Here is a 24197-nt window from a genome sequence, read left to right as displayed (position 1 = left end):
GGCTACGGAAGAGAAAACGGGGCTAAAAGACGCTGTTCGGACGGCATACGGCGAAGTGAACGGCCTGACCGTTACGATAGCCGTCATGGATTTTAACTTTATTGGCGGCTCGATGGGGTCAGTTGTGGGCGAGAAAATTGCACGGGCTATTGACCACGCGCTTGAAAGCAAAACGCCGTTTCTGATGATTTCGCGCTCGGGGGGGGCTCGCATGATGGAAGCGGGTTTTTCGCTGATGCAAATGGCCAAAACATCCGCTAAGCTAGCCTTGCTGGATAAAGCCAAACTTCCCTACGTATCACTCCTGACCGATCCAACTACAGGGGGCGTTACGGCTTCCTACGCCATGCTAGGCGATTTTAATATTTCAGAACCAGAAGCTTTGATTGGTTTTGCAGGTCCGCGCGTCATTCGGGAAACAATTGGTAAAGATCTTCCTAAAGGGTTCCAGAGTGCCGAATTCGTTCTTGAACATGGATTCCTGGACTTCATCGTTGATCGGAAAGATCTGAAAGACAAAGTGGTGACTTTATTTAGAATGTTACAATAGCAGTGAGCATGGGGCGCAGGGCATAGGGTTGATGTAGAGTTCCCATGCCCTGTGCACTCTGCTCGCTGACCCACGCCCATGCGCCTTGTCTCCCATCCGGTTCTTTGTAATTACTACGTTACGTATCGCTGCAACGCGAGTTGTAGCTTTTGTGACATATGGGAGCGGCCTTCGCCATACGTAACGCTGGAAAATGCCAGGCAAAACCTGCGTGATCTAAAACGGTTAGGCGTTCGCGTGGTCGACTTTACGGGGGGAGAGCCTTTACTTCACCGGCAATTGCCCGAGCTGCTTCAGGAAGCCAAACAACTTGGCCTGATTACAACCGTTACCACCAACGCCCTGCTTTATCCCAAACAGGCTGAGCAGTTAAAGGGGCTGGTTGATATGCTTCATTTCTCTCTCGACTCGCCAATTGCTGAAGAGCATGACCGTTCGCGTGGAGTACGATGCTTCGATAAGGTGATGGAATCGATCGCTATTGCCCGACAGCTTGGCGAACGCCCCGATATTCTGTTCACGGTTTTTGAGCATAATGTCCACCAAATTCGGCAGATGTACGAGGAAATCTGCCTGCCAAATGATCTGGTCCTTATCCTGAATCCGGTGTTCGAGTATAATTCTGTTGAAGTGGGCGCCCATTTTTCGGACGATACGTTGCGGCAAATGTCGTGGTGGGGTAAGCAAAAAAATGTTTACCTAAACGACGCTTTCGTTCAACTTCGTCGCGATGGGGGGAATCATGTCGATGATCCCGTTTGCCGGGCGGGTAGCACAACGGTTGTCATTTCGCCTGAAAATAAAATTGTATTACCCTGCTATCATTTGGGTCTGAAAGAATTCCCAATTGCTAATAATCTGTATGACCTTTATCGCTCCGACGAAGTGCAGAAGCTGGTAGCTTTGGAAGGTCGATTGCCGGGTTGCGAGGGTTGTGCCATCAACTGCTATATGCAACCGTCTTTTGCCGTTGAACTGACTAAGTATTTCTGGCAGGCGCTTCCCAGTACCCTAAAATACAACTGGATAAAAGGTACCTGGAAACAACTGATCTAGTTATTTTTTGACAATCTTTCGGAGTAGCGGACGACCATTCACATCAGCGCGAAGAAAATAAACCCCCGATGTTAGGCCACTCATGTTGATAATCTGCTCATGCTTCCGGGCCATCTTAGTGAAGACCGATTCATGAAGCTTTCGGCCGTTTATATCCACTAACTGAACCACCGCCGTCGAAGCATTACTGCTCTGGATAAGTACCTGTAGCCAGTCATCAACCGGATTGGGGAACGTAGTGAACGTCATATCTGAGTCAACATAGTCTGTTATGGCTGTAACAACCGCTCCTGCTCCTTCTACGGCCGGTTCATAAGGGGGCATAATGCTGGGGAAACCCGGTAAATCATCTACCACTAAGGTAATTTCCTGCGTTGTTTGGCTAATTAGAATCCCATTCCGGTATTCTAATACGTATAAAGCAATGCTGTGATTACCCAATTGGACAGGAGCATTCCACACCAGCTCACCTGTTTTACTATTGAGCTTGAAAGTACCTTGCCGTGTTACGTCATTTGGAAACTGATAAGCAGGAACTGGCTTAGTGAGGCAAGGTTCTTTGTCCGTACTCGTCAATGGCTTCGTTAAACTATAGACCAGACTATCACCTTCCGCATCTGTCGCCTTTAGCAAAATGGTTGCTTTCTGATTGACGCCGATGTGAAAACCGGCTTCTGGAAAACCGGGTGCAGGCGATTGATTCGTTACGTTGGTAACAATTGTTGTATTTAGATGAAATGGCTGATAATCAGCATTAGGTATATTTTTTGCAACGGTTCGATTAGGTATTGAGACGCTTAACGCGTAAGTACTTGCACCTGCGTATGTATGAATTATCCGATAAGTATTTAAGCTGACTAGTCTATTTAGTGATACTACCTGACTTTGCCGGGATACAATGCCGGAAGTACCATCGCCGAAACAAACGCTTACCGACATTGCCTGATTAGCGGCTTCAGTACCCATAACCTGATCCATATAAAGAGATACGGTTATTTCGTAAGTAAGTGCCGAACCTGAAATTGACTTGGCCTGAATATAACCGCCGATCAAGTGTGTCGCTTGCGCCAGTTGAGCGCATAATAGCGTCAGAATCAGAAATAAAGAGAGCTTCATGCTACGTTAAAACCTAGGCGTTAATTATACACATAACTCATAATAGACATATTCTTATATGCTTGGCTTTAAGGATTTAGTAAGCGGTATTTCCGTATCTTTCCCGCTATGTTGTACACCGCTGAACAGGCTGCTCAGTTACCCCTTGAAGGGCTCCGATACCTGCATACGTCGCTCGATGATCACGTGCTGACCGTCACGCTAAATCGACCGGAAAAAAAGAATGCGCTTAATCCGTCAATGCTTAACGAACTGGCTTTTTCACTGACGTATGCGCATTATGCTACCGATGTCTGGATGGTTGTCCTAGCTGCTGCGGGTGATACGTTCTGCGCCGGTATGGACCTGAAAAGTCTGGCACTGGGCGATGCTGAAATTGCTACGGTTCCGGCACCAGCGGGACCGGTACGGTTAGGCGAGTTGATGGCGAGTTTGCATAAGCCCTGCATCACACGGGTACAGGGTCCTGTGTACGCAGGAGGTTTTTTACTGGTAGGAGGCAGTACCTACATCGTAGCGACAGAATCGGCTACGTTCAGTTTGCCGGAAGTCAAACGCGGGCTGTTCCCGTTTCAGGTGCTGGCTGTTTTGCTGGAAATCATGCCAGCACGTACCGCACTTGACCTTTGTTTACGGGCCAGAACGCTTACAGCCTCCGATGCGCAAACCGTTGGCTTAGTAACGAACGTAGTGTCGACTGAAAAGTTAGATGACACGATTAGGCAACTAGCCGATGAATTAAAACAGATGTCGCCCACGGCTATGCAATTCGGCTTGCGGGCCTATCAGCAATTAAAAAGCCTGCCATCCGACGAACAGCAGGCTTTTCTGTATGACCAGTTTCAGCAGCTTCAGCAAACGCCCGATGCCAAAGAAGGCATGTCGGCTTTCCTGGAAAAGCGGAAACCGACCTGGGGCGGCCATCATAAATAATAGCGGCCGGGCTATTTAGCTGCGCATATCTACGCTGGTAAGACCCGGATCGCCTTCCCAGAAGATGACCCGCCATGCGCCCATCAAAAGACGTGTATACGTATTATTGGATCGACGGAGAATCCTATTGTTAAAACTGTCGCAAAGCCGTTCAGCAAACCAGTCTTTGGGATAAAATCTGAAAAGATAACCAGAATAGCGAAATTCGATGTCGCAGTCATTCGAACCGGTGGTTCTTTTCCAGCCCCAGTAATTCCAATTTCTATTACCGGATAGTTTGGTTGATACATATGGGAAATCGGCAGCTGTACAGGCCATGACTTGCGCAGCCCGGGCATTAGCCGACGGTTCCGGGTTGAAGTTTGGTACATCAATTGGGTGCTTTACAGATTCCCGTTCCAGCAAGCTATAAAGTAGCGAATCCGCAAGCTGATTGTATGGTACGCCATATAAAGCTACAGATTGCCTGTTGACAGCACTACGTAGTGAATTGGCCTGTTGGAGTGAACCCGTTACCATCTGACGTTGTGTCTGATTAAGTTTCACACCCGATTGAGCCAACTTTTGCACGAGCCGCTCCTGATCAATCTCTGTCTTCACTTTATTAAACAACTCTAATTCGTCAAAACTCAGGGCTTTATATTCCGCTGTAATGGCATCGTATTCCTCCTGAGTTCCTTCCCGCAGCGTACGTTCCAGTAATCTGGAAATCTTTTCATTGCCCGGAGCCGCCGTGGGTGTTGATGCAGGCTGAGCTAATTCTGTAATTTTTTGATCGCAACTCATAGTGGCCCCTAACAGAACACTCATGGCTACACACGTAGTAAGTAAACGGGAAGTTTTCATGGTAATAGGATTTAGGGTGAAAAAATGAACGGGTAAACAAGTAGTGTTCCGGACAGCACGAATTGTCGTGTAATCATTGCCCATTAAAACATATACAAGTGTATGAAAAAAGTTGATTAAACGGTAGCATATGTTATTTTTTATTTAAAAAATTGAGTTTTCCGAATGCAATTAACGCAAATGAGCCGCTGGTTGATTAACCAGCGGCTCATTTGCGTTCGATGATTTTATGACTGATTAATCACATTTTCGGCGCGTATCGATAATATTCTGGATTTTCCAGTTGCCGTTCACCTTCACCAGCGTAAACGCATTGACTCCGCAGTGACTTTTTTTCGACTGATAATAAAAGGTGTAGGGCGTCCAGGCAGTAGCGAGTTCGGCGTCAATCTTAATTTCCATTCCTGTCAGTTGCTCGTCCAGAGAAGACGGTGGTGCTTTCGCAACCGAAGCCGCAAACTTCCCAATATCTTCGTTACGTACTGATACGTTGCCTTCTTTGCTTTTTACGATCGTTTGCAACGTAGCACCGGGCAAAAAAGCATTTTTGACTTGGGTTGAGTCGTTTTTGCGCATACCATCAAAGAGCTGCTTAATGGTTGTTGAAACGGCGGCTTCGTCGGTATTGGTTTGTGCAAAAACCGGTAACGTAGCGAGAAGTAACAAGAGCGTTTTCATGGGCGAACAAAGAACTGATTTCGGAGTATGACTAAACGTTCGAAAAAAGAAAATTCTGCTAAATGTATTGATTCAGAATCATTTCGTACAGCTCCTGCCTGCCACTGAGTTGCTTAGGCTCTCCATTGTTCATTGCATACTCCCGCAGATCTTCCAGGGTAAGTTCACCTTTTTCGAACCGCGCACCTTCGCCCGAATCGTAGCTGGCGTAGCGTTCAGCCCGTAATTTTTTATACTGCGATTTGTTCAGAATGGCTTCAGCGGCAATAGCGGCTCGTGCAAACGTATCCATCCCGCCAATGTGGGCGATGAAAATATCTTCCAGATCCGTTGAATTTCGGCGGGTTTTCGCATCAAAATTCACACCACCGGATTTCAGGCCACCCGCTTCCAGAATTACCAGCATGGCTTCGGTCAATTCATAGACATCTACCGGAAACTGATCAGTATCCCAGCCGTTTTGGTAATCGCCCCGGTTCGCGTCGATACTGCCAAGCATGTTATTATCAGCCGCTACCTGTAGTTCGTGCGCAAAGGTATGATTCGCCAGCGTAGCGTGGTTCGTTTCGATATTCAACTCAAAATCGTCCTGCAAACCAAACTTATTCAGGAAGCCTACCACCGTAGCCGCGTCGAAATCGTACTGGTGCTTGGTTGGCTCCATCGGCTTTGGTTCAATGTAGAAAGCTCCTTTGAATCCTTGCTTGCGGGCGTAGTCCCGGCTGATTTGCAGGAATTTACCCAAGTGCTCCTGCTCTCGCTTCATGTTGGTATTTAGCAGCGACATATACCCTTCGCGACCTCCCCAGAACGTATAGCCCGAACCACCTAACTCAATGGTTGCGTCGATGGCATTTTTTACCTGCCAGCCGCCGTGTGCCAGTACGTGAAAATCAGGGTTAGTCGAAGCGCCATTCATGTAGCGTTCATGCGAGAACAGATTAGCCGTTCCCCACAGCAGTTTTACACCACTGGCAGTCTGTTTCTGCTTGGCGTAGTCAACAATCTTGCGAAAATTTTTCTCAAACTCGGCGTTGGAGTTTCCTTCGGGCGCTACGTCTACATCATGGAAACAGTAGAATTCCATGCCTATTTTCGTAATGAACTCGAAAGCCGCGTCCATTTTGTCGTGAGCGGCTGCCAGCGGATCGGAATTGGCGTCCCACGGAAAGTGCTTAACGCCTGGTCCAAACGGGTCGGCCCCGGTTCCACAGAAGGTATGCCAGTAGGCGGTAGCAAACCGGAACAAGTCTTTCATGGGTTTCCCCAGAATAGACCGATTCGCATCGTAAAATTTGAACGCCAGCGGATTGTCAGATTCGCGGCCTTCGTACTGAACTGGCTTATCGAGAAAAGGGAAATACGTTTTTTCGCCGAGAGTTAGTTTTGTTGTAGGCATGATTGACTGGTTGAAATAATAACGGACTGAAAAGTTAAAAATAAGTGGACCTTACTCTCTATAAAAAGCGATTAAATCACTTCCCGGCGCGTCTTTGCTTTGCCCTGTTCGGAAATGGCTCCGCTTTCCTGGCGCGTCATTTTTTTGATGTACTTTACTCGGCGGAAACGTAGTGCGCTCCAATCATCGTCGATTGCTACCATTCGGACGGGTTCAAAGCCTAGTTTGCCTAACGTAGCCCAACCCGTATCACGATTAAAGCGAAGCGTCGCCCGGTCGCATTTATATTTTTTTGAACTGCCTTTGGGATAAGCCATCCACAGAACCGCATTATCCTTCAACTTTTCGGTCAAAACCTGACTCAACGTATCGACTTCTTTCTGCGTTTTAACGAAGGCTATGGCAAAATTACCGTCCTGAATCTGTTCCGGATCAGTAACGATGGCCGTCAGTGAACGCATCTCATCAACAGCGGGCAGAAATTCATCCGGCGCATTGATAACGACAATTTCGGGCTGGGCTTTGTAATTCAGTTTTGCGAAAACTAGGTTCATTAGCTTTTCCTCTTTTGTCGGCTGATCGGTAATTCCCGAATCCGAATTTTATCTTCCTCAAAAATAATCAGTGCACCATCTTTTAATGGCTGGCTAATCAACGACCAATTATTCACCAGAAGAGTGAAAAAAAGGCTAGCACTGATTTTATCAATCCGAAATAAAACGACCGAAGGTTTAGTGGTACTGAGGAATGAAAGCAGTGTACCAAAATCGGTATCATGCGTTAAAATAACTTCGCCTGTGATAGCAGCCTCCTGTATAATAGTAAAATCACTGGTTGTTGGTTCCATGCACAAAGGAACCCAGCGGTATGAATGGCCAATAGTCGTCAGACTTTCTCCTAAAGAAGGCGGCATATTAACATCAAGTAGAAAATTCATCTATCAGGCAGCCTTCTGAAGCGGAAAAAAATTCTCATGCAGCATTTCGGATGAAAAAGATAAAGCTTCGAGTATGTCTTCGCGCTCCAGAAAAGGAAACTCGGTTAGCAATTCTTCATAAGTCATTCCGCTACTTAGATACGCCAATAAGGAAGTGACGGGAAATCGGATACCACGTATACACGGTTTACCGGTACATACGTCGGGATCGATTGTAATACGTGAATATCTTGGATGAGCGTATTTCATGTCGAGTTGTTTTTGGCGAAATTACAGACAAACTGATTACAGTTTAGTAATGGTTTCTAGGGCCAGCAGCCAGCGTCCATACGCTTCCCGATAAGCTTCCTGTGCACGCATGTCGGGTTCAATGGTTTTCGTTACGTGAAGGCCGGTAAAAGCTTCCTGTGCATTTTTATAATGACCCAGTCCCAATCCGGCACCGCGCGCAGCTCCCTGAGCACCATCGGTATTATACAGTTCAATTGTAGCACCCGTAAGGTTAGCTAACGTATCGCGGAAGAGTGGGCTCAGGAACATATTGGCTTCCCCGGCCCGGATGGTTTGGAGGCCAACGCCAACGCTTTCCATAATCTGAATGCCGTAGTAAAGCGCAAACACGATGCCTTCCTGCGCGGCTCGAATCATGTGAGGTAAGCCATGACGTGTCAATTGCAGACCATGAAACGACGCGCCCAAATCCGAATTTTCGAGCATCCGTTCAGCGCCATTGCCAAATGGTAAACACACCAAACCATCGGCACCAACGGGCGCTTCGTGCGCCAGTACGTTCATATCGGCATAGCTGATGGAACGTTGCAAAACCTGATTACGTAGCCAACTATTCAGAATACCCGTACCATTTACGCACAACAAAACACCGTATCGCGGAGCCTCAGCCGTATGACTTACGTGCAGGAACGTATTAACCCTTGATTTCGGATCGTATTTGGCCTGGTCGCTAACACCGTATACTACGCCCGACGTACCGGCGGTAGCGGCAATCTGACCGGGTTCCAGTACGTTCAACGACCACGCATTATTGGGCTGATCGCCAGCACGATACGTAACAGGCGTTCCGGCAGAAAGGCCCAGTTCGGTAGCCGCCGAAGTCGTTAATTCGCCCTGTGGCGCAAACGTTGGCTTTATGGTCGGAATAAGTGCTGTGTTAAAACCGAAATAATCGAGTAAGAATTGAGCGGGCTCATGTGCCTGAAAATCCCAGAAGGCTCCTTCTGATAAGCCCGACGCAGTTGTAACGATCTCACCCGTCATGCGGGCAGCCAGGTAATCGCCGGGGAGCATAAAATGAGCAACTTTCGCGTAAACGTCAGGTTCGTTGGCTTTTACCCAGGCCAGTTTTGCCGCCGTGAAATTGCCCGGCGAATTGAGCAGATGGTGCAGCGTACGGTCGTGGCCGAGCGCATCAAAAGCCGCATTGCCATAAGGAACAGCCCGACTGTCGCACCAGATGATCGACGGACGTAATACGTTAAACTCCTTATCAACCACCACCAGCCCGTGCATCTGATACGAAATGCCGATCGCTTTTACGTCGTCAGGATGAATGTTAGCCTGTTGCATGACAGACTTGCTGGCCAGGCACGCGTTTTGCCACCAAAGTTCGGGTTGTTGTTCAGCGAAACCCGGCTGCGGGGCTTCGATGATCATTTCGGGTTGAGGAAAGAAGGCTGAAGCGACAACCTTGCCACTATCGGCATCAACTAAACAAGCTTTAACAGACGAACTGCCGAGGTCGAATCCAAGAAAATACATGCGGTTATTGGCTAAGGAAATTCTACGCGAAAGTACCGTCAACTTTGGTAAAGTTTCAAACTTTGGTAAAGTTTAGTCGGCATGTTAGACGTAGCAGTTCAGCAAAGTCAATGAATTTGCCATTACCCGCCTATCTTGCATATTATTTGCTTGCTATGAAAAGACGCCTTAGCCTTTCGTTTTTCTTCTTTGTACTCTTTGTATCGGGGTCCGCCCAAACGCCCACCCCAGCATCCAACTGGACGAATTATTACTGGCCTGCTCGCTGGATTCTGCACCCAACGGCTCCTGCCCGACAATACGGAATTTATCACTTTCGCAAAGCCATTGAGCTATCGCAGAAACCAGCCCGGTTTGTTGTACACGTATCGGCGGATAATCGCTATCGGCTGTTTGTGAATGGAAAATCGGTAGCACTGGGGCCGGCACGTAGCGACTTGCAGAACTGGAATTACGAAACCCTCGATCTGGCGCCGTATTTGCAGCCAGGACGTAACGTATTGGCTGCGCAGGTATGGTACATGGGCGAAGGAGCGCCGTTTGCGCAGATGAGTTATCAGCTTGGCTTTTTGTTGCAGGGCGATGGCGAGGTCGAAAAAATAGCCAATACCGACGCTACATGGAAAATCTTTCAGAATCCGGCGTATACACCTATTAAAAACGATATTCCTAAACTCCGAACTTATATTGTAGCTGGCGACGGCGACCGGGTTGATGCGGCCCAGTATCCGTGGGGGTGGGAGCAGCTTACTTTTGATGATAAAGCCTGGGTAAATGCTAAGCCGCTCAACTTTCCAACCAAACCACGCGGACTCGGAACGGACGGAAACTGGGGATTAGTGCCACGTACCATCCCGATGATGGAGGAAAACACGGTCCGACTGGCAGCCGTCCGACGTAGTGAAAACGGCAAAATGGATAATGCTTTCCTACAGGGTAAATCGCCTGTAACCATTCCTGCGAACACGAAAGCTGTATTTATGCTTGACCAGGGCCATCTGACGAATGCTTATCCCGAACTTACCGTCAGTCGCGGAAAAGGGGCTGTCGTTACGTTGTCCTATGCAGAAGCGCTGATTGATGCGAAGGGACAAAAAGGAAATCGAAATGAGGTTGAAGGGCGTACCATGCGTGGCTTTGATGATCAATTAGTAGCCGATGGCAATGCTAAGCGCACGTTTCGGCCACTCTGGTTTCGGACGTATCGGTATCTGCAACTAACCGTCGAGACGAAAGGTGAACCGCTGGTGCTGGACGATTTGGTTGGTCAGTTTACGGGTTACCCATTTGAGCAAAAAGCGCAGTTTGCCACGAGCGATACAACGCTGAAATCACTTTGGAATGTCGGCTGGCGAACGGCCCGATTGTGCGCGGGTGAAACGTATTACGACTGTCCTTACTACGAACAATTGCAATACACCGGCGATACGCGCATCCAAGCCCTGATTTCGCTCTACGTAACGGGGGATGACCGGCTCATGCGCAAAGCCATTATGGATTATGACCATAGCCGCTTCAATGATGGTTTGACCCAAAGTCGTTATCCATCGGCTGATTTTCAGGTAATTCCAACGTTTTCACTATTCTGGGTTTGTATGATTCATGATTACTGGATGCATCGGCAGGACGACGCCTTTGTCAAATCGATGCTGCCGGGTATTCTGAGCGTACTAAACTGGCACGAACAACGTATCGCCAAAACTGGTCTGAACGGCCCAATGGAATGGTGGAATTTTGTGGATTGGTCGAAGTGGAAGAACGCAAAAGACGAAATTTCCGGTGGTGTTCCGGCGGGTGCCCGAAAAGGCGGGTCAAGCATTCTTTCCCTGCAACAGGCTTATACCTATACCCGAGCGGGCGATTTGCTGGCCCATTACGGCCGTAATGAAGAAGCTGAACATTACCGGGAACTGGCTCGCCGATTGAACAAAGCCGTATTTTCGCAATGCTGGGATGCCAGACGTGGTTTGTTTGCCGATACGCCAGACAAGAATTCGTTTAGTCAGCACGCCAACATACTGGCCGTCCTGGCAAACGCTGTGCCGACGGATCAGCAGGCGGGTTTATTACAGAAAACGATAGCCGACCGCAACGGCGACCCGGACTCGTTGACACAAGCCACCTTCTACTTTAAATTTTATCTGTTCGAAGCGCTTAAGAAAACCGGCCTCGGCGACCAGTTTATTGGCCAATTAAAGCCATGGCGCGACATGCTGGCAATGGGCCTGACTACGTTTGCCGAAAACCCTGAACCTACCCGTTCCGATTGCCATGCCTGGAGTGCATCGCCGTTATACGAATTTCTGTCGATAACCTGCGGCATTCGTCCCGGCGAGCCTGGTTTCAGAGCAGTACGTATCGAACCGTTTCTGGGGGACCTAACAACCGTTGATGGGAAAATGCCGCACCCATTGGGCGAGATAGCCGTTCAATTCCAGAAAACACCAACCGGCGGATTAACCGGCAACGTAACACTGCCGCCAAATCTGACGGGAACGCTACGTTGGAAAGGCAAGACATTACCGTTGAAGTCTGGAAAGCAGACAGTGAGTTTATAGAGTTAATTCGCAGAAAGGATTATTTCGGTTTTTCTTCTTTCGGCTGCAACGTACCGCGGGCGATAGGCTCCGGTTTTGATTTGGCCGTGGCGAAACGTAGTAAGGTTGCTGTGAGAACTCCCGTTTTGGCTGGTTTAATAATAACGAGTTGATACGAACGGGTGCCAACAACCAGATTCGAGTAGGTCATGTTGCCCGATTCCTGCAACAAACTCCAGTTGGCAACGGGTTCTTTGGCCAGCAAGGTTTCGTCTTCCTCCGACAATGCCGCGTAAGCCGTATCGGGCTGGAAATGTTTGCCCGTAACGCCCTCAATGACAGAAACTACTGCTGTGGACGTAGCAGGAGCTGTGGTTTTGGTTTGTGCCAGAGCCATCAAACTCAGCAATAGCAAAGGCAGCGATGTTAGTAGTTTTTTCATAACAGATTGATTCGTAACGAACCAATGCTTTGTTGTGAGTTAAACCACGTTTTTCTTAGAACTGTTTTGCACCTACAATTTGCCCGTCGTCTTTTCGCTGGACATAAACCAGTACGGCGGTCTGGTCGGCAGTCAGGCCATCTGGTAAGAGGAGCGTTACGTTGCCTGATGCGTCCGAATTATCAATGGTTCTGAACTGACGCACTACGTTCGTATTCAGCAGGGTTCGGCCCCCATTTTCGCCATTCTTCACGACCGTTTGCGCTTCTTTCTGTACCAGTGCTACGTTCACCCGGTATGGACCCGCAGCCGATAATGCATAGTTGATCGTTACCTGTCTGGCATTCCGCACAAGACTTCCATCGACACCAATGAACGATGAAACCGGTTGTTTCTGAATCGTTTGAATAGCTTGCTCAATACGTTTTCGCTGACCGCCGATTACATTTTGGCGACCGTTAATAACTAGTTGAGGAGTATAGGTTTGAGTATTCAGGTTACGGTCGTACTGACGCTGGCGGTCGGTGTATTGTTTTGTGCTAAATGGATCTTGCCAACCCAGTCGATTCCAGTAATCAACATGGAAGGACAACCCATAAATCGCTTGCCCGGATTTAGCCGCTTGCTGGGTTATTTCCTGCAACGCTTTGTCGGCGGGTGGGCAACTGGAGCAGCCCTGCGAGGTGAATAGCTCCAGCACCACAACCGGTTTAGTAGCCGGGCCAACTGGCTTCGGAGGCCGTAGAGGTGCTGCTAGTCCAAACGCTGTTAGCAGAATCAGTACGTAGTGCATACTTTAGAAATTTACAAGCCAACGTAGTAATCGTAACCGCGTTCGGCCCAGAAATCGCGTGGTTTTTCGTCGGAGAAGAAAATCCGGCCAATCCGTTTCAGGTTTTTTACGCCATATTTTACCGGAATAATCAAGCGTAGCGGTGCACCGTGTGGCGCATTGAGCGGCTGTCCGTTCAGTTCGTAAGCCAGTATCGTTTGCGGATGTAGAGCACTTTCGATGTCGATACCCACGTAGTACCCTTTATCGGGCGTTTCCAGGCCAATGTATTTAAACAGAGCGTCGGCGCCAGTGGAATTACCGCTACGTGCCGCTCCAGGCCGGGTGCCGAGTTTATATTTTTCTACAAAGTCTGACAGGCGCGTTCCGCCCCAGTGTTGTATCTGGCTCCAGCCCTCGATGCATTTAAATTCGTACACAATTTCGTGTTTCGGAAGCGCCTTTATGTCGTCGAGGCTTAGCATCAGCGGTTCCTCATTCACCCGATCAACCTGTAATTTCCAGTCTTCCGGTATGGGCGATTTAAGCCCGTCGTAGCCATTAACCCGCGCTTTTTTGGCAGCTGCTTCAACCGGAAATGTACGTACTAAATGATTGTCGCTAAAATACGTTCGGGCAACCTGCTCGTTAGCCTCTATGACTTTCCGAAGTGGGCGCTTGATCCCCTGCGCGCCAACACTGTGCGTAATCCATTCATAGATACCCACCGGGATGGCAGAGGCCAGAGCAAACCAGCCAAAGGCTTTAATCATGCGCCGACGCACCACCGATTCCGGAAGGTCATCTTTGGGAAGTTGTGCGGTCCGACGGGGCGGTTCTGATGACTGACTCATGATAAGGCTGGCGTTGGAGAAACAGGTTTATCAATTGGCTCAACCGGATCAGTGGGATGATCTTCGGTTGGTTTTCCCTTTAGGGGTCTATCGGGGTCGTTCGGTTGTATAACCTCAAAGCCCGTAATCATCGACTGGAAGTTCTGCCAGCCCGCTCGGATCACCTGAACAATATGAACGAAAAAGAAAAGGACGAAGCCGAGTGTAAGCACAAAATGCTCTAGCCGGGCAGCTTCATAACCGCCGAGCAACGTAGTGAGCCACGAAAACTGAACCGGTTTGTAAATAGCGTAACCGGTTAGAACAGAGCCAATTCCCATGAGCAGTATAGCCGAGTAAGCGATTTTCTGAGCACCGTTATACTTGATAAATGGCGGCTGGGATTTTCGCAATCCCAGATCATAGAGCGTTACCTGAATCGCTTCCCTGAACGAATGCCGATCTGGAATCAGATGGCGCCATTCGCCCGAAATAAACGTATAACCAACGTAAAGAATCCCGTTCAGAATAAATAACCACATGAATACCCAGTGCCAGGCCATACCTTCGGCCAGCCGACGCGGTACGTTCAACGCTTTATAGAATCCATCGGGGAAAAATGAAATCAGTGTGTAGTCGCCAATCTGAATTTTGTAAGGATCATACGCCCAATAAATCAGCAGGCCGCTCCAGATCATGACGAACAGCACCGGAAAGTTAATCCAGTGAAACCACCGAATGGCTAGTGGATGCTTATGAACGATACGTTTCATAGTGAGTAGTACGCAACAGCAATGGGCTATTAAATATACGTCTAACAAGGCTTAAAAGTTTGGTTTAGCGTAACGCCCCAGCCCGATAATACGCTACGTTGGTCTCGAATAGAACCCCGATTTTTACGATCGGTACGATTCGCCCAGATTAAAACATAGTAATCATATAAATCGGGGTTCTATTCGAGAGCTACAGGGAGAAATCCTAACTTGCCGAAAAACACGCTTATGCCTCTTCAAACGCTTGATACTGGTCTTTTCAAATTAGATGGTGGCGCTATGTTTGGCGTCGTTCCTAAGCCGCTCTGGCAAAAACTGAATCCTCCCGACGAACAAAACCGCTGCAGCTGGGCCATGCGTTGCCTGCTCTACGAAGAAGCCGGTCAGCTGCTGCTGGTTGATACGGGTATTGGCGACAAGCAGGATGCAAAATTCTTCGGTCATTATGATCTGCACGGAGAAGACAGTTTACTCCGTTCCATTCGGGCGGCAGGATACGACGTAGCAGACATAACCGACGTATTACTCACCCATTTGCATTTCGATCATGTCGGCGGAGCGGTCAAACGGAATGGAGAAAGTCTGGCGCCGGTTTTCCCAAACGCTACGTATTGGGTCCATCCCGATCACTGGAATTGGGCCATTCATCCAAATCCACGCGAGAAAGCGTCGTTTCTGCGCGAAAATATTCTTCCCTTGCACGAAAGCGGTCAGTTGAAATTTTTATCGGAAAATATATTTCCTTACGCCGATACGTACCTGCTTTACGTAGATGGGCATACCGAAAAAATGACGTTACCGATTTTTCAGGTAAATGGCCGCAGGGTTGCGTATATGGCTGATCTGATTCCCTCGTCGGGGCACGTACCATTACCTTATATTATGAGCTATGATGTACGTCCCCTGCTGACAATGGATGAGAAAAAGAACGTACTGCAACAGGCCGCCGACGAAAACTGGATTTTAGTTTTTGAGCACGACCCTGTAACGGAAGCAGCTACCGTCGAAATGACCGAAAAAGGAATTCGGATTAAGGAACAGGGCAAACTGACAGAATTTCTGTAATACGTGGTGCGGATTTTTCAGACGTACTAGTGGCCTCTTCCACTACGTTCCTAAACCAAAAAATCAGACACACCGTTATCCTGTCAATAACCTGAAACGTATGAAAATCGGTTTGGCTTTATCGGGTGGTGGAGCACGCGGCATAGCGCATTTGGGCGTTATTAAAGCGCTTCAGGAAATGGATATCCATTTCGACCAGATTGCTGGTACCAGTGCCGGAGCAATTACGGGCGCTCTGCTGGCGCATGGGTATACACCCGACGAGAGTTTGAAAATTATTGAATCTTCATCGTTTGTACGGCATATACGCCCTGCCTGGAATCGAATGGGTTTGCTACGTCTGGACATGGTGGTTGATCTCTACCGTAAATACATTCCGCACGACTCCTTCGAAGGGTTAAAAATTCCCCTACACGTAGCCGCTGTAGACCTCAACGATGGCGAATTAACCGTATTTGAACAGGGCGAGCTAATTCGGCCCGTGTTGGCGTCGTGTTGTCTGCCCGGTATTTTTGAGCCGATGTTAATTAACAAGCGTCAGTTTGTTGACGGTGGCGTCCTGAACAACCTGCCCGTCGACACGATTGAAAACAAAGTGGATTTTCTGATTGGGTCACATTGTAACGTATTGGGGCCGCGCAAACCCATTCGATCGATGCGGGGGGTTATCGAAAGGAGTCTGGTATTGGCTGTGCAGAGCAAAACCAAAGACCGGTTTTCGAAATGCAACGTACTGATCGAACCTCCCCAGCTAGCTGAATACAGTACCACCGATATTAGTAAGGCGCGGGAGTTGTTCCGCATAGGCTATCAGTACACCCAATCAATGCGCGACACGATCGATAAAGCACTAAATCGCCCCTTGCAGGAAATTGCCTGAACAGATCAAATATTGACAAGATAAACGCCGGATAAGCCAATCCGGCGTTTTGCATTTCCTGCCAGTTTATTCTCTACGTACTCACCCGACTCCTCAGCCGGACAAACTCGTTCGTGAACTGCATGGGTGTTAATATACAACTGAGTAGTACTTTCAGTAATTACTTAATCGATTAATAATTTGTACTTCATAAAGCGATTCGAATAGCAATAAAGCAATAAATTATATATATACTTAAAATTAGAATAAAATTTTATCATTATGATAAAAGAAGATATAATATACAATTAATAGGTATTATTCTGAAAACTTGATTGCGTACAATATTGCTTTATATTTGTCAATAATACTTACTTATTAATCTAAATTTAATGTAATTTATGAGGGTAGTTTTACTAATGGGTATGCTGTTGCTATACTCAATCTGGGTGCCCGCCTGGGCTCAGGAAAAGACAATTACGGGTACAGTAACGGCGGCCGAAGATGGCTCGCCCATACCCGGGGCTTCCGTTGTGCTGAAAGGTACATCAAGAGGAGCCAACACAGATGCTGATGGTACGTATTCCATTGGCGTATCTGGTTCGGGGGGCGTACTGGTTTTTAGCTTCGTCGGGACGGCTACTCAGGAAATTGAAATAGGTAATCGTTCGAGAATTGACGTTAAACTAAGCGCCGACGCGAAAAGCCTGCAGGAGGTTGTTGTAACGGCGCAAGGAATTGTGCGCGAGAAAAAAGCGTTGGGTTATGCCGTCACTACGTTAGAGAACCGATCAATCGAAGATCGTCCGCAGGCTGATGTCGGCCGTATTTTGCAGGGTAAGATTCCGGGCGTAAATATCACCGCTACGTCGGGCGTATCGGGTACGGGGACAAGCATCAACATACGCGGCTTTTCGTCAATTACCGGCTCAACCCAGCCTTTGTTTGTAGTTGACGGTGTACCGTTCAACTCCAGCACCAATACGCGTGGGGGGCTGGCTACGGGCGCTACGGGAACTGGATTCACGGGGGGGAGCCAATCCGCATCCAGTCGCTTTCTGGATATTGATCCTAATAATATCGAAAATATCAGTGTGCTGAAGGGTTTAGCCGCAACGGTTACGTATGGTGACCAGGGACGTAACGGGGTCATTCTGGTAACGACCAAAAACGGGAGCAAGAAAGCCCGACCCACGGAACTGACACTGACGCAATCAATTTTTGCCAACACGGCCCACCTTCCAAACTATCAGAATGAGTACGTGGGCGGATTTCAGCAGAACCTGGGGTATTTCTTCAGTAATTTCGGTCCAACACTGACTGAAGCGCTGGCCTATCCGTCGCAGAATACCAACACAGCGCTGACGCAGCATCCGTATGCTTTCCTGACCAATGCTTCGCTGAAAGCGGCAATGGCTCCTTACGTTGCTTCGCTGGGTCAATACAAAATGCAGGTTTATCCAGACAACGTGAAGGATTTTTTCCGGACCGGGCTAATCTCCAATACGTCGCTCAACTTATCAGGGGGTAGTGAACGGGTGGGCTACAACCTGTCTGTTGGCTATAATAAGGAGCAGGGCTATATTCCGGAAAACGGGTTAACCCGTCTGAATCTGGGAGCCGGTATCCGGGCGCAGCTAAACAAAAAACTGAGCATCAATGCGTCGTTCAACTTTGCCAATACCGATCAGTTCTCTCCTCCGTTAAGTGCTGGCCAGGGTAACAACACGCTGGGAGGATTCCCGTCTGTACTGGCAAACGTGATGTATACGCCCCGTCAGGTCGATTTAATGGGCTGGCCTTACGAGAATCCAATCGATGGTGGAACCGTTTATTTCCGTTCCGGCAATGATATTCCGAACCCACGCTGGATTATGGCTAATTACAAAACGACGGGGGTTGTCAACCGATTCTTTACAACAACCAACCTCACATATGACATTGCGAAAGATCTGGTGCTGTTATACAAAGTGGGTCTGGATACCTATAATGAACACCAAGAGTATAAATTCAACAAAGGGGGAGTCGATTTTGTAAATGGTTTCTACAATACCTACGACGTTAGCAACACCATCTGGGACAATAGCGTAATCCTTTCGTACAGCAAACCCGTGAGCGAACGATTTGCTGTGTCGGCCCGATTAGGCGGAAACATGCGGAATGATAAAACCAGCTATAGCTTTGTCATCAGCCAGAATCAACTAGCACGTAACTTGTTTCGGCACAACAATTTCATTGACAATCAGGCTTTTGATGGAAGTGTTGAGCAAACCCGGATCGGAGTTTTTGGGGAGATCACAGCCGACGTAAATGACTATCTATTTCTGAACGTAGCAGCTCGTAACGACTGGACATCGACCGTGGAAGTACCCAATCGCCAGATTTTCTATCCGTCGGGTAGTATTTCCTTTGTGCCAACGTCGGCCTTCGGTGGATTGCAGAATAATAGCTTCCTGAATTTCCTGAAACTTAGAGCGGGGATTGGTACGTCGGCAGGTTTTCCGAGTCCATATAGTACACGTAACGTGTTGAACCAGAGCGCTCGCGCCTGGCTAAACTCAGCAGGCGCAACTGTACAAACGCACTCGGTAGATAACGTACTGGGTAACCCGAATCTGAAGCCTGAGCTGCACACGGAAGTTGAGTTCGGCCTTGAAGGGCGATTACTAAATAACCGCCTTAACTTCGATATTACCGCTTACCAACGTAACACTCGTGACCTGATTACGCGAACCCCGCTGGATGCTTCAACCGGTTATACAGAGACAACGATCAACATCGGTAAGATCCGTAATGAAGGTGTTGAAATTAGCGTGTCGGGAACAGCTATTAAGCGCGGTAATTTTAGTTGGGATTTGACAGGCGTTTTCTCCCGCAACGTACCAAAAGTGCTGGACTTGGGCGGAACAATTCAGGAAGTTCAGATTGCCGGTTTTGGCGGAACGCTTGGTAACTACGCTGTCGTTGGCCAGCCATTCAACGTCATTAAAGGAACCGGTTACCGCCGGAATGATCAGGGTCAGTATCTGATTGATGCACAGGGCTATTTACTAACCACTACGTCGCCCATTGTTTTAGGTAATCCAAACCCGGCCTTCACATCGAGCCTGATTAATGAGTTCAAGTATAAATCGCTGACCCTTAACGTAATGGTAGCTTATCGGCACGGCGGTGCCATGTATTCTACTACGGCGGGTGCTTTGCTTGGTCGGGGCCTAGTTGACGTAGATAATGGTAAGCTGGCCGGTACAGACCGGGCGCAAACGTTTATTGTTCCAGGGGTGAAAAATGCCGACGGGACGCCGAACGACATTCAGGTCACTTCTTCGGATTTTTACTTCAACCAGTATTATTTCTTTGGCGATGAAGGGCGTATGTTCGACGCATCAACCATTCGGTTGCAGGAGGTCTCGCTGGCGTGGCAACTGCCGAAAAAGGTCCTGAATAAACTGTCGATCAAAGGCGCTTCGCTTTCCTTCTTCGGCAATAATCTCTGGTATCGAGCACTCCATTTCCCCAAAGGTTTGAACTTCGACACTGACAACTTAGGCTTGGGCGTTGGCAACGGGCTTGGTTTTGAGTTCCTGACGGGCCCCAGTGCCAAACGGTTAGGTGGTACATTGAAAATTACGTTCTAACACTAAAAAACGTAGTGAATGCGTGCAGCGCACGTCTCATAACTCGTTTCTGGAAAAATTTATAGACAATGATTAAGAAAATAAGCACACTTGTTCTGATGCTGTGTGTGGTCGTTGTTAGTTCGTGCAAACTGGATTTGCTCGACAATCCCAATGCTGTAACGACTAGTAATACTGACATCAATTACCTGCTCAATTCAATTGAGCTAAATTACCGGATTCACTTCAACGAGATGAGTGACCCCGGGATGCGTCTGACGCGGATGCTGAATCAGGGCTCCGCTATTTATGACAACGCCGTTTCGCCCAACAACTTTAGTTACGGGTGGGAGGTTGCCTATGCGGGGTTGATGACCGATGTTAAAACGCTGATTCCGCTGGCTGAGTCAGGCGAATTGTTTGTTCATGCTGGTATTGCGCGTACGTTACGGGCGTCGGTTATGCTCAATTTGGTCGACGGATTTGGTGATGTACCTTATTCACAGGCAATTGATGCGGCCAATTTTAACCCAGGTGTTGATACGGGCCAAACAATCTATGAAACGGTGCTGGCCGAACTCGATAAAGCTATTGCCAACTTTGCTGCGACCTCAAAACTGGCGGCCAGCAGTGACCTGATTTACGGCGGAAATGCGGATAGCTGGACCAGAGCTGCCAACTCCCTGAAACTGAAGATTTATCTGAATCGCCGGTTAATCGATAAGGCAGGCGCTACGTCGGCTATCAATACCCTGATTGCCGGAGGTAAATTGATCTCGACGGCTACGCAGAATTTTGCCTTTAAATTCGGCACTAACCTGACCAATCCGGATACGCGCCATCCCCGATACGTAGGCCAGTATTCGCCTACAGGGGGCGGTGACTATCAATCTAACTCGTATATGGGAGCCCTGTATTCGGCTAAGGGATTTCAGGACCCTCGTATTCGATTTTATTTCTATCGCCAGACGGTGAAGAACCCGACAGATGTCAACGCGCTACGTTGCATTACGAACGCCAAGCCCGCTCACTACACGGATGCCGATGTTTTCTGTCTGCCAACCAGCGTCGGGTACTGGGGCCGCGATCATTTGAACAATGAAGGTATTCCACCTGATGGTTTATTGAGAACCGCCTGGGGCGTCTATCCGGCTGGAGGCTTGTACGACAACGATGCCGGCGTACCTGTATCGCTGGGGGCCGGGGCGGGTGGAGCCGGTATTCATCCGATCATCATGCGCTCATTCGTTGACTTCATGCTGGCCGAGTCTGCGCTGACGCTGGGTACGACCGGTGTGGCAAAAGACCTTCTCAAATCAGCTATTGAAAAGTCGATGGCTGATGTGCGATCTATGGTATTGGGGACCATCGAAAGCAGCAAAATCAGTACGTTCGAAGCATCCAGGAACTTTGTGTGGGCGGATGAGGTAAATCGATACGTAACAAAAGTGATGGCTGATTATGATGCCGCTACGACCACCGACGCTAAGCTGAATATTATTGGAACGGAGTACTGGCTGGCTTTGCACGGCAATGGAATTGAAGCCTATAACCTGTATCGCCGTACGGGCAAGCCTGCCAATCAGCAGCCTGCGCTCGATCCTAACCCAGGCGCTTTCCCCCGCTCCTATTATTATCCGGCAACCTACATTGTCCGTAACTCGAGCGCCAAGCAAAAAGCGAACCTGACCACTCCTGTTTTCTGGGACAACAATCAGGCGGGCTTACTGAAATAAGTATTGACTCGCTATCTGTAAAACACACATAATCTTAAAAAGTAAGTGGTGATGAAAAATTGGTTGATTCTTACTGTGATGAGTTTGTTAGCGCTGGCCTGCAAAACGGATATGGTCAGCAAACTGGAAGTGAAAGACTTCGAAAACGGAGGGTATATGCGCACGGTTACCCCCTATCCGGTTGGCAATGCGACCTTTAGTGTTAGCAAAGCAAACATGAGTGGTACGAAGATGGAGTTTGTTGCTGAAGCCGTTACGCCCAACCAGGGAGCTTTGTTCGCTACGTATGATCTGACGATCAGATTTGTTGACACAACACCCGCAAACGGAACCATTGCCAGTACATCCGTAGCCTTGAAGTCGATTGCAGCATCCGCTTTTACCAGGGATGCCACAACGGGCTATCCACGGGCTACAATTACTGTTACGGGTGCAGAAGCTTTAACCGCTACCAAACTGGCGGCAACTGATATTGCCAGTGGCGACCGGTTTGAAATTAATGGAACCATGAAGCTGACGGATGGGAAATCGTTTTCGGCAGCTAATACAGGAGCAAACATCACAGGGGGCGCTTTTTATAGCTCGCCGTTTGTGTACCGATTGAACGTAGTGAACTAGGGATTGTTAGCCTGAATTTATATAAACCATTTCATCGGAGGAATGGCCAGTAAAAAGAAAGCCTTACAAGAGTTGTAAGGCTTTCTTTTTACTGGATAGGATACGTTGTGTACTGGCTGATTAAGCAGGAAACTCCGGTTGATAACAAGAACCTAACTCCCAATTATACCTTTCTGGCTTACTGGAACGCACCGACTAATGAATCGCTATTGGACTCGTCTACCCCTAGGGTAGCAAAAAATTCTAATTTTAATGTAAACCTGCACCTAATGGGGAAAGCTGAATAAAACGTTTCGGTACGCTGCATCGAAAGGTAAGTGTTTGACGTATAGGTAGTAAGGTAGCCTAACTACAGGCGTTGTTATCCTTTAAATTTTGCAGAAGAAATGAACTTCTCAGCAACCCTATAGCTTACCTACCCTTTTATACGATGACAGTAAAATTTACGTTTAAAAATACGTAGCTTGCTAAGCTATTTTCGTAGCTTACAATGGGTGAAGCGCGAAAAGCCCAAAAGAAAATTGTTTGGAATAAAACCTATACATGAGAAAATTTTACAGTCTACTTTTCTGGTCTGCGCTGTTGGCTATCCTGCCCGGATGGCTGCTGGCTCAGGGCATTCGCATCTCAGGCAGAGTGGTTTCGGCGCAGGATGGGCAAGCTATTCCCGGCGTAAACATTGTGGTGAAAGGAACGACAAATGGCGTTAGTACCGATGCCAATGGTAACTACAGCATTGCCATCCCAAATCAAAATGCTGTGCTGGTGCTTACGTCCATCGGCCTGAATTCGCAGGAAGTCACAGTTGGAAATCGTACCGTCGTCAACGTTCAGATGCAGGAGTCGATCAATGAGCTGACACAGGTCGTCGTGACGGGCTACAATACCACCCAGAAGAAAGACATTACCGGCTCCATTGCTTCCATTTCTTCCGATAAATTCAAGGATATTCCGGTAACGGGTGTCGATCAGGCCTTACAGGGGCAGGCGGCTGGTGTGCTGGTTACGCAATCGTCGGGTACGCCGGGGGGGGGGCTGAGTGTACGCATACGAGGCAATACGTCCATTTCGGCCAACAACCGCCCCCTGTTCATTGTCGATGGGGTGCAGGTGCAGAATGGTGCGTTAACGACTGGCTACGGTGGTCAGAACGATAATGCGCTGGCACTACTGAATCCAAACGATATTGAATCCATTCAGGTCCTGAAAGACGCTTCCGCCAAAGCGATTTACGGCTCACGGGCCGCCAACGGCGTAGTATTAATTACAACCAAACGCGGTAAGGCGAATCAGAAAACAACCATTACGGCCGATGTGCAGCGGGGCATGGTCGACGTAGTAAAACGCCCGAATCTGCTCAATTCATCACAGTTGCTGGAGCTGCAGCGCGAAGCCGTTATCAACGCGGGCCAGAATCCCGATCAACTGGGGCTAATCAAAGGGGTTACTGATGGAATCAATACCAATTGGCTGGATATGGTCATGCGCAAGGGTATTTACCAGCAGTATCAGCTTTCGACGCAGGGCGGAAACGAACGGACGCGCTTTTACCTGAGCGGTAATTACCGGGATGAGGAGGGCGTTCTGATCAATAACAAATTCAACCGGATGAGCGGGACCATGACGGTTGATCACAATGCTACGTCGAAACTTT

23 protein-coding genes are annotated in these 24197 nt (G+C 48.4%); 10 read left to right on the top strand and 13 right to left on the bottom strand.

Going from position 1 to position 24197, the window contains the following annotated elements; translation table 11 throughout:
- A partial coding sequence (locus ACOJS8_RS17600) for an acetyl-CoA carboxylase carboxyltransferase subunit beta (RefSeq protein ID WP_420149855.1) occupies window positions 1-550 on the top strand: 550 nt, incomplete at its 5' end.
- Window positions 551-628: 78 nt separating this feature from the next.
- Window positions 629-1606, top strand: coding sequence for a radical SAM/SPASM domain-containing protein (locus ACOJS8_RS17595; protein WP_420149854.1), 978 nt, complete (start codon window positions 629-631; stop codon window positions 1604-1606).
- Here ACOJS8_RS17595 and ACOJS8_RS17590 read toward each other — a convergent pair whose 3' ends face one another.
- Window positions 1607-2722 (bottom strand): T9SS type A sorting domain-containing protein, encoded by a 1116-nt coding sequence (locus ACOJS8_RS17590; RefSeq protein WP_420149853.1) that lies wholly within the window; start codon window positions 2720-2722, stop codon window positions 1607-1609. It lies immediately after the preceding gene.
- Window positions 2723-2830: 108 nt separating this feature from the next.
- Here ACOJS8_RS17590 and ACOJS8_RS17585 point away from each other — a divergent pair, with 108 nt between their 5' ends.
- A complete protein-coding gene (locus tag ACOJS8_RS17585; protein ID WP_420149852.1) occupies window positions 2831-3655 on the top strand; it encodes an enoyl-CoA hydratase-related protein in 825 nt (274 codons plus the stop codon).
- A gap of 15 nt (window positions 3656-3670) precedes the next feature.
- Here the strand turns inward: ACOJS8_RS17585 and ACOJS8_RS17580 are convergent, their stop codons facing one another.
- The 7 genes from ACOJS8_RS17580 to ACOJS8_RS17550 form a co-directional block, all read right to left on the bottom strand.
- A complete protein-coding gene (locus tag ACOJS8_RS17580; RefSeq protein ID WP_420149851.1) occupies window positions 3671-4501 on the bottom strand; it encodes a hypothetical protein in 831 nt (276 codons plus the stop codon).
- Window positions 4502-4738: 237 nt separating this feature from the next.
- Entirely contained in the window at window positions 4739-5179 is a 441-nt protein-coding gene (locus ACOJS8_RS17575; protein ID WP_420149850.1) for a nuclear transport factor 2 family protein, read from the bottom strand.
- A gap of 58 nt (window positions 5180-5237) precedes the next feature.
- A complete protein-coding gene (xylA, locus tag ACOJS8_RS17570) occupies window positions 5238-6578 on the bottom strand; it encodes a xylose isomerase (RefSeq protein ID WP_420149849.1) in 1341 nt (446 codons plus the stop codon).
- Between the two features lie 71 nt (window positions 6579-6649).
- Window positions 6650-7132 (bottom strand): hypothetical protein, encoded by a 483-nt coding sequence (locus ACOJS8_RS17565; protein WP_420149848.1) that lies wholly within the window; start codon window positions 7130-7132, stop codon window positions 6650-6652.
- On the bottom strand, window positions 7132-7515 hold the full coding sequence (locus ACOJS8_RS17560; RefSeq protein ID WP_420149847.1) for a DUF5615 family PIN-like protein: 384 nt from the start codon (window positions 7513-7515) through the stop codon (window positions 7132-7134). Before ACOJS8_RS17560 ends, ACOJS8_RS17565 begins: the two co-directional genes overlap by 1 nt.
- Window positions 7516-7518: 3 nt before the next feature.
- Complete coding sequence (locus tag ACOJS8_RS17555; RefSeq protein WP_420149846.1) at window positions 7519-7764, bottom strand: DUF433 domain-containing protein; 246 nt, start codon at window positions 7762-7764, stop codon at window positions 7519-7521.
- A gap of 36 nt (window positions 7765-7800) precedes the next feature.
- Entirely contained in the window at window positions 7801-9291 is a 1491-nt protein-coding gene (locus ACOJS8_RS17550) for a xylulokinase (RefSeq protein ID WP_420149845.1), read from the bottom strand.
- Between the two features lie 155 nt (window positions 9292-9446).
- Between ACOJS8_RS17550 and ACOJS8_RS17545 the strand changes: the two genes are divergently transcribed.
- Window positions 9447-11849 (top strand): family 78 glycoside hydrolase catalytic domain, encoded by a 2403-nt coding sequence (locus ACOJS8_RS17545; protein ID WP_420149844.1) that lies wholly within the window; start codon window positions 9447-9449, stop codon window positions 11847-11849.
- 19 nt (window positions 11850-11868) lie between these two features.
- Here the strand turns inward: ACOJS8_RS17545 and ACOJS8_RS17540 are convergent, their stop codons facing one another.
- The 4 genes from ACOJS8_RS17540 to ACOJS8_RS17525 are packed head-to-tail and all read right to left on the bottom strand — an operon-like array spanning window position 11869 to window position 14648.
- Complete coding sequence (locus tag ACOJS8_RS17540) at window positions 11869-12270, bottom strand: hypothetical protein (protein WP_420149843.1); 402 nt, start codon at window positions 12268-12270, stop codon at window positions 11869-11871.
- Between the two features lie 55 nt (window positions 12271-12325).
- Window positions 12326-13063 (bottom strand): DUF1223 domain-containing protein, encoded by a 738-nt coding sequence (locus ACOJS8_RS17535; protein ID WP_420149842.1) that lies wholly within the window; start codon window positions 13061-13063, stop codon window positions 12326-12328.
- Between the two features lie 11 nt (window positions 13064-13074).
- On the bottom strand, window positions 13075-13896 hold the full coding sequence (locus ACOJS8_RS17530) for a molybdopterin-dependent oxidoreductase (RefSeq protein ID WP_420149841.1): 822 nt from the start codon (window positions 13894-13896) through the stop codon (window positions 13075-13077).
- The gene (locus tag ACOJS8_RS17525) at window positions 13893-14648 is read right to left on the bottom strand and encodes a cytochrome b/b6 domain-containing protein (protein WP_420149840.1); all 756 of its coding nucleotides are present in this window, start codon (window positions 14646-14648) and stop codon (window positions 13893-13895) included. Before ACOJS8_RS17525 ends, ACOJS8_RS17530 begins: the two co-directional genes overlap by 4 nt.
- Before the next feature lie 228 nt (window positions 14649-14876).
- On the opposite strand from ACOJS8_RS17525, the gene ACOJS8_RS17520 reads away from it, so the two are divergent.
- Together ACOJS8_RS17520 and ACOJS8_RS17515 are read left to right on the top strand one after the other, a co-directional pair.
- The gene (locus ACOJS8_RS17520; RefSeq protein ID WP_420149839.1) at window positions 14877-15713 is read left to right on the top strand and encodes an MBL fold metallo-hydrolase; all 837 of its coding nucleotides are present in this window, start codon (window positions 14877-14879) and stop codon (window positions 15711-15713) included.
- A gap of 100 nt (window positions 15714-15813) precedes the next feature.
- Window positions 15814-16593, top strand: coding sequence for a patatin-like phospholipase family protein (locus ACOJS8_RS17515; protein WP_420149838.1), 780 nt, complete (start codon window positions 15814-15816; stop codon window positions 16591-16593).
- Between the two features lie 5 nt (window positions 16594-16598).
- On the opposite strand, the gene ACOJS8_RS17510 is transcribed toward ACOJS8_RS17515, so the two are convergent.
- A complete protein-coding gene (locus tag ACOJS8_RS17510; protein ID WP_420149837.1) occupies window positions 16599-16733 on the bottom strand; it encodes a hypothetical protein in 135 nt (44 codons plus the stop codon).
- Window positions 16734-16973: 240 nt separating this feature from the next.
- Here ACOJS8_RS17510 and ACOJS8_RS17505 point away from each other — a divergent pair, with 240 nt between their 5' ends.
- From ACOJS8_RS17505 to ACOJS8_RS17490, 4 genes are all read left to right on the top strand, one after another.
- Window positions 16974-20210 carry a SusC/RagA family TonB-linked outer membrane protein gene (locus ACOJS8_RS17505; RefSeq protein ID WP_420149836.1) on the top strand — a complete coding sequence of 1079 codons (3237 nt, stop codon included), beginning with the start codon at window positions 16974-16976 and terminating at the stop codon, window positions 20208-20210.
- Between the two features lie 68 nt (window positions 20211-20278).
- Entirely contained in the window at window positions 20279-21925 is a 1647-nt protein-coding gene (locus ACOJS8_RS17500) for a SusD/RagB family nutrient-binding outer membrane lipoprotein (RefSeq protein ID WP_420149835.1), read from the top strand.
- Window positions 21926-21976: 51 nt separating this feature from the next.
- Complete coding sequence (locus ACOJS8_RS17495) at window positions 21977-22543, top strand: hypothetical protein (protein WP_420149834.1); 567 nt, start codon at window positions 21977-21979, stop codon at window positions 22541-22543.
- 543 nt (window positions 22544-23086) lie between these two features.
- A partial coding sequence (locus ACOJS8_RS17490) for a TonB-dependent receptor plug domain-containing protein (protein WP_420149833.1) occupies window positions 23087-24197 on the top strand: 1111 nt, incomplete at its 3' end.

Source organism: Spirosoma sp. (genome assembly GCF_048594605.1).
Classification (GTDB): Bacteria; Bacteroidota; Bacteroidia; order Cytophagales; family Spirosomataceae; genus Spirosoma.
Note: the sequence above shows the minus strand (reverse complement) of the source record. Positions and strands in the feature narration are given on the sequence as shown.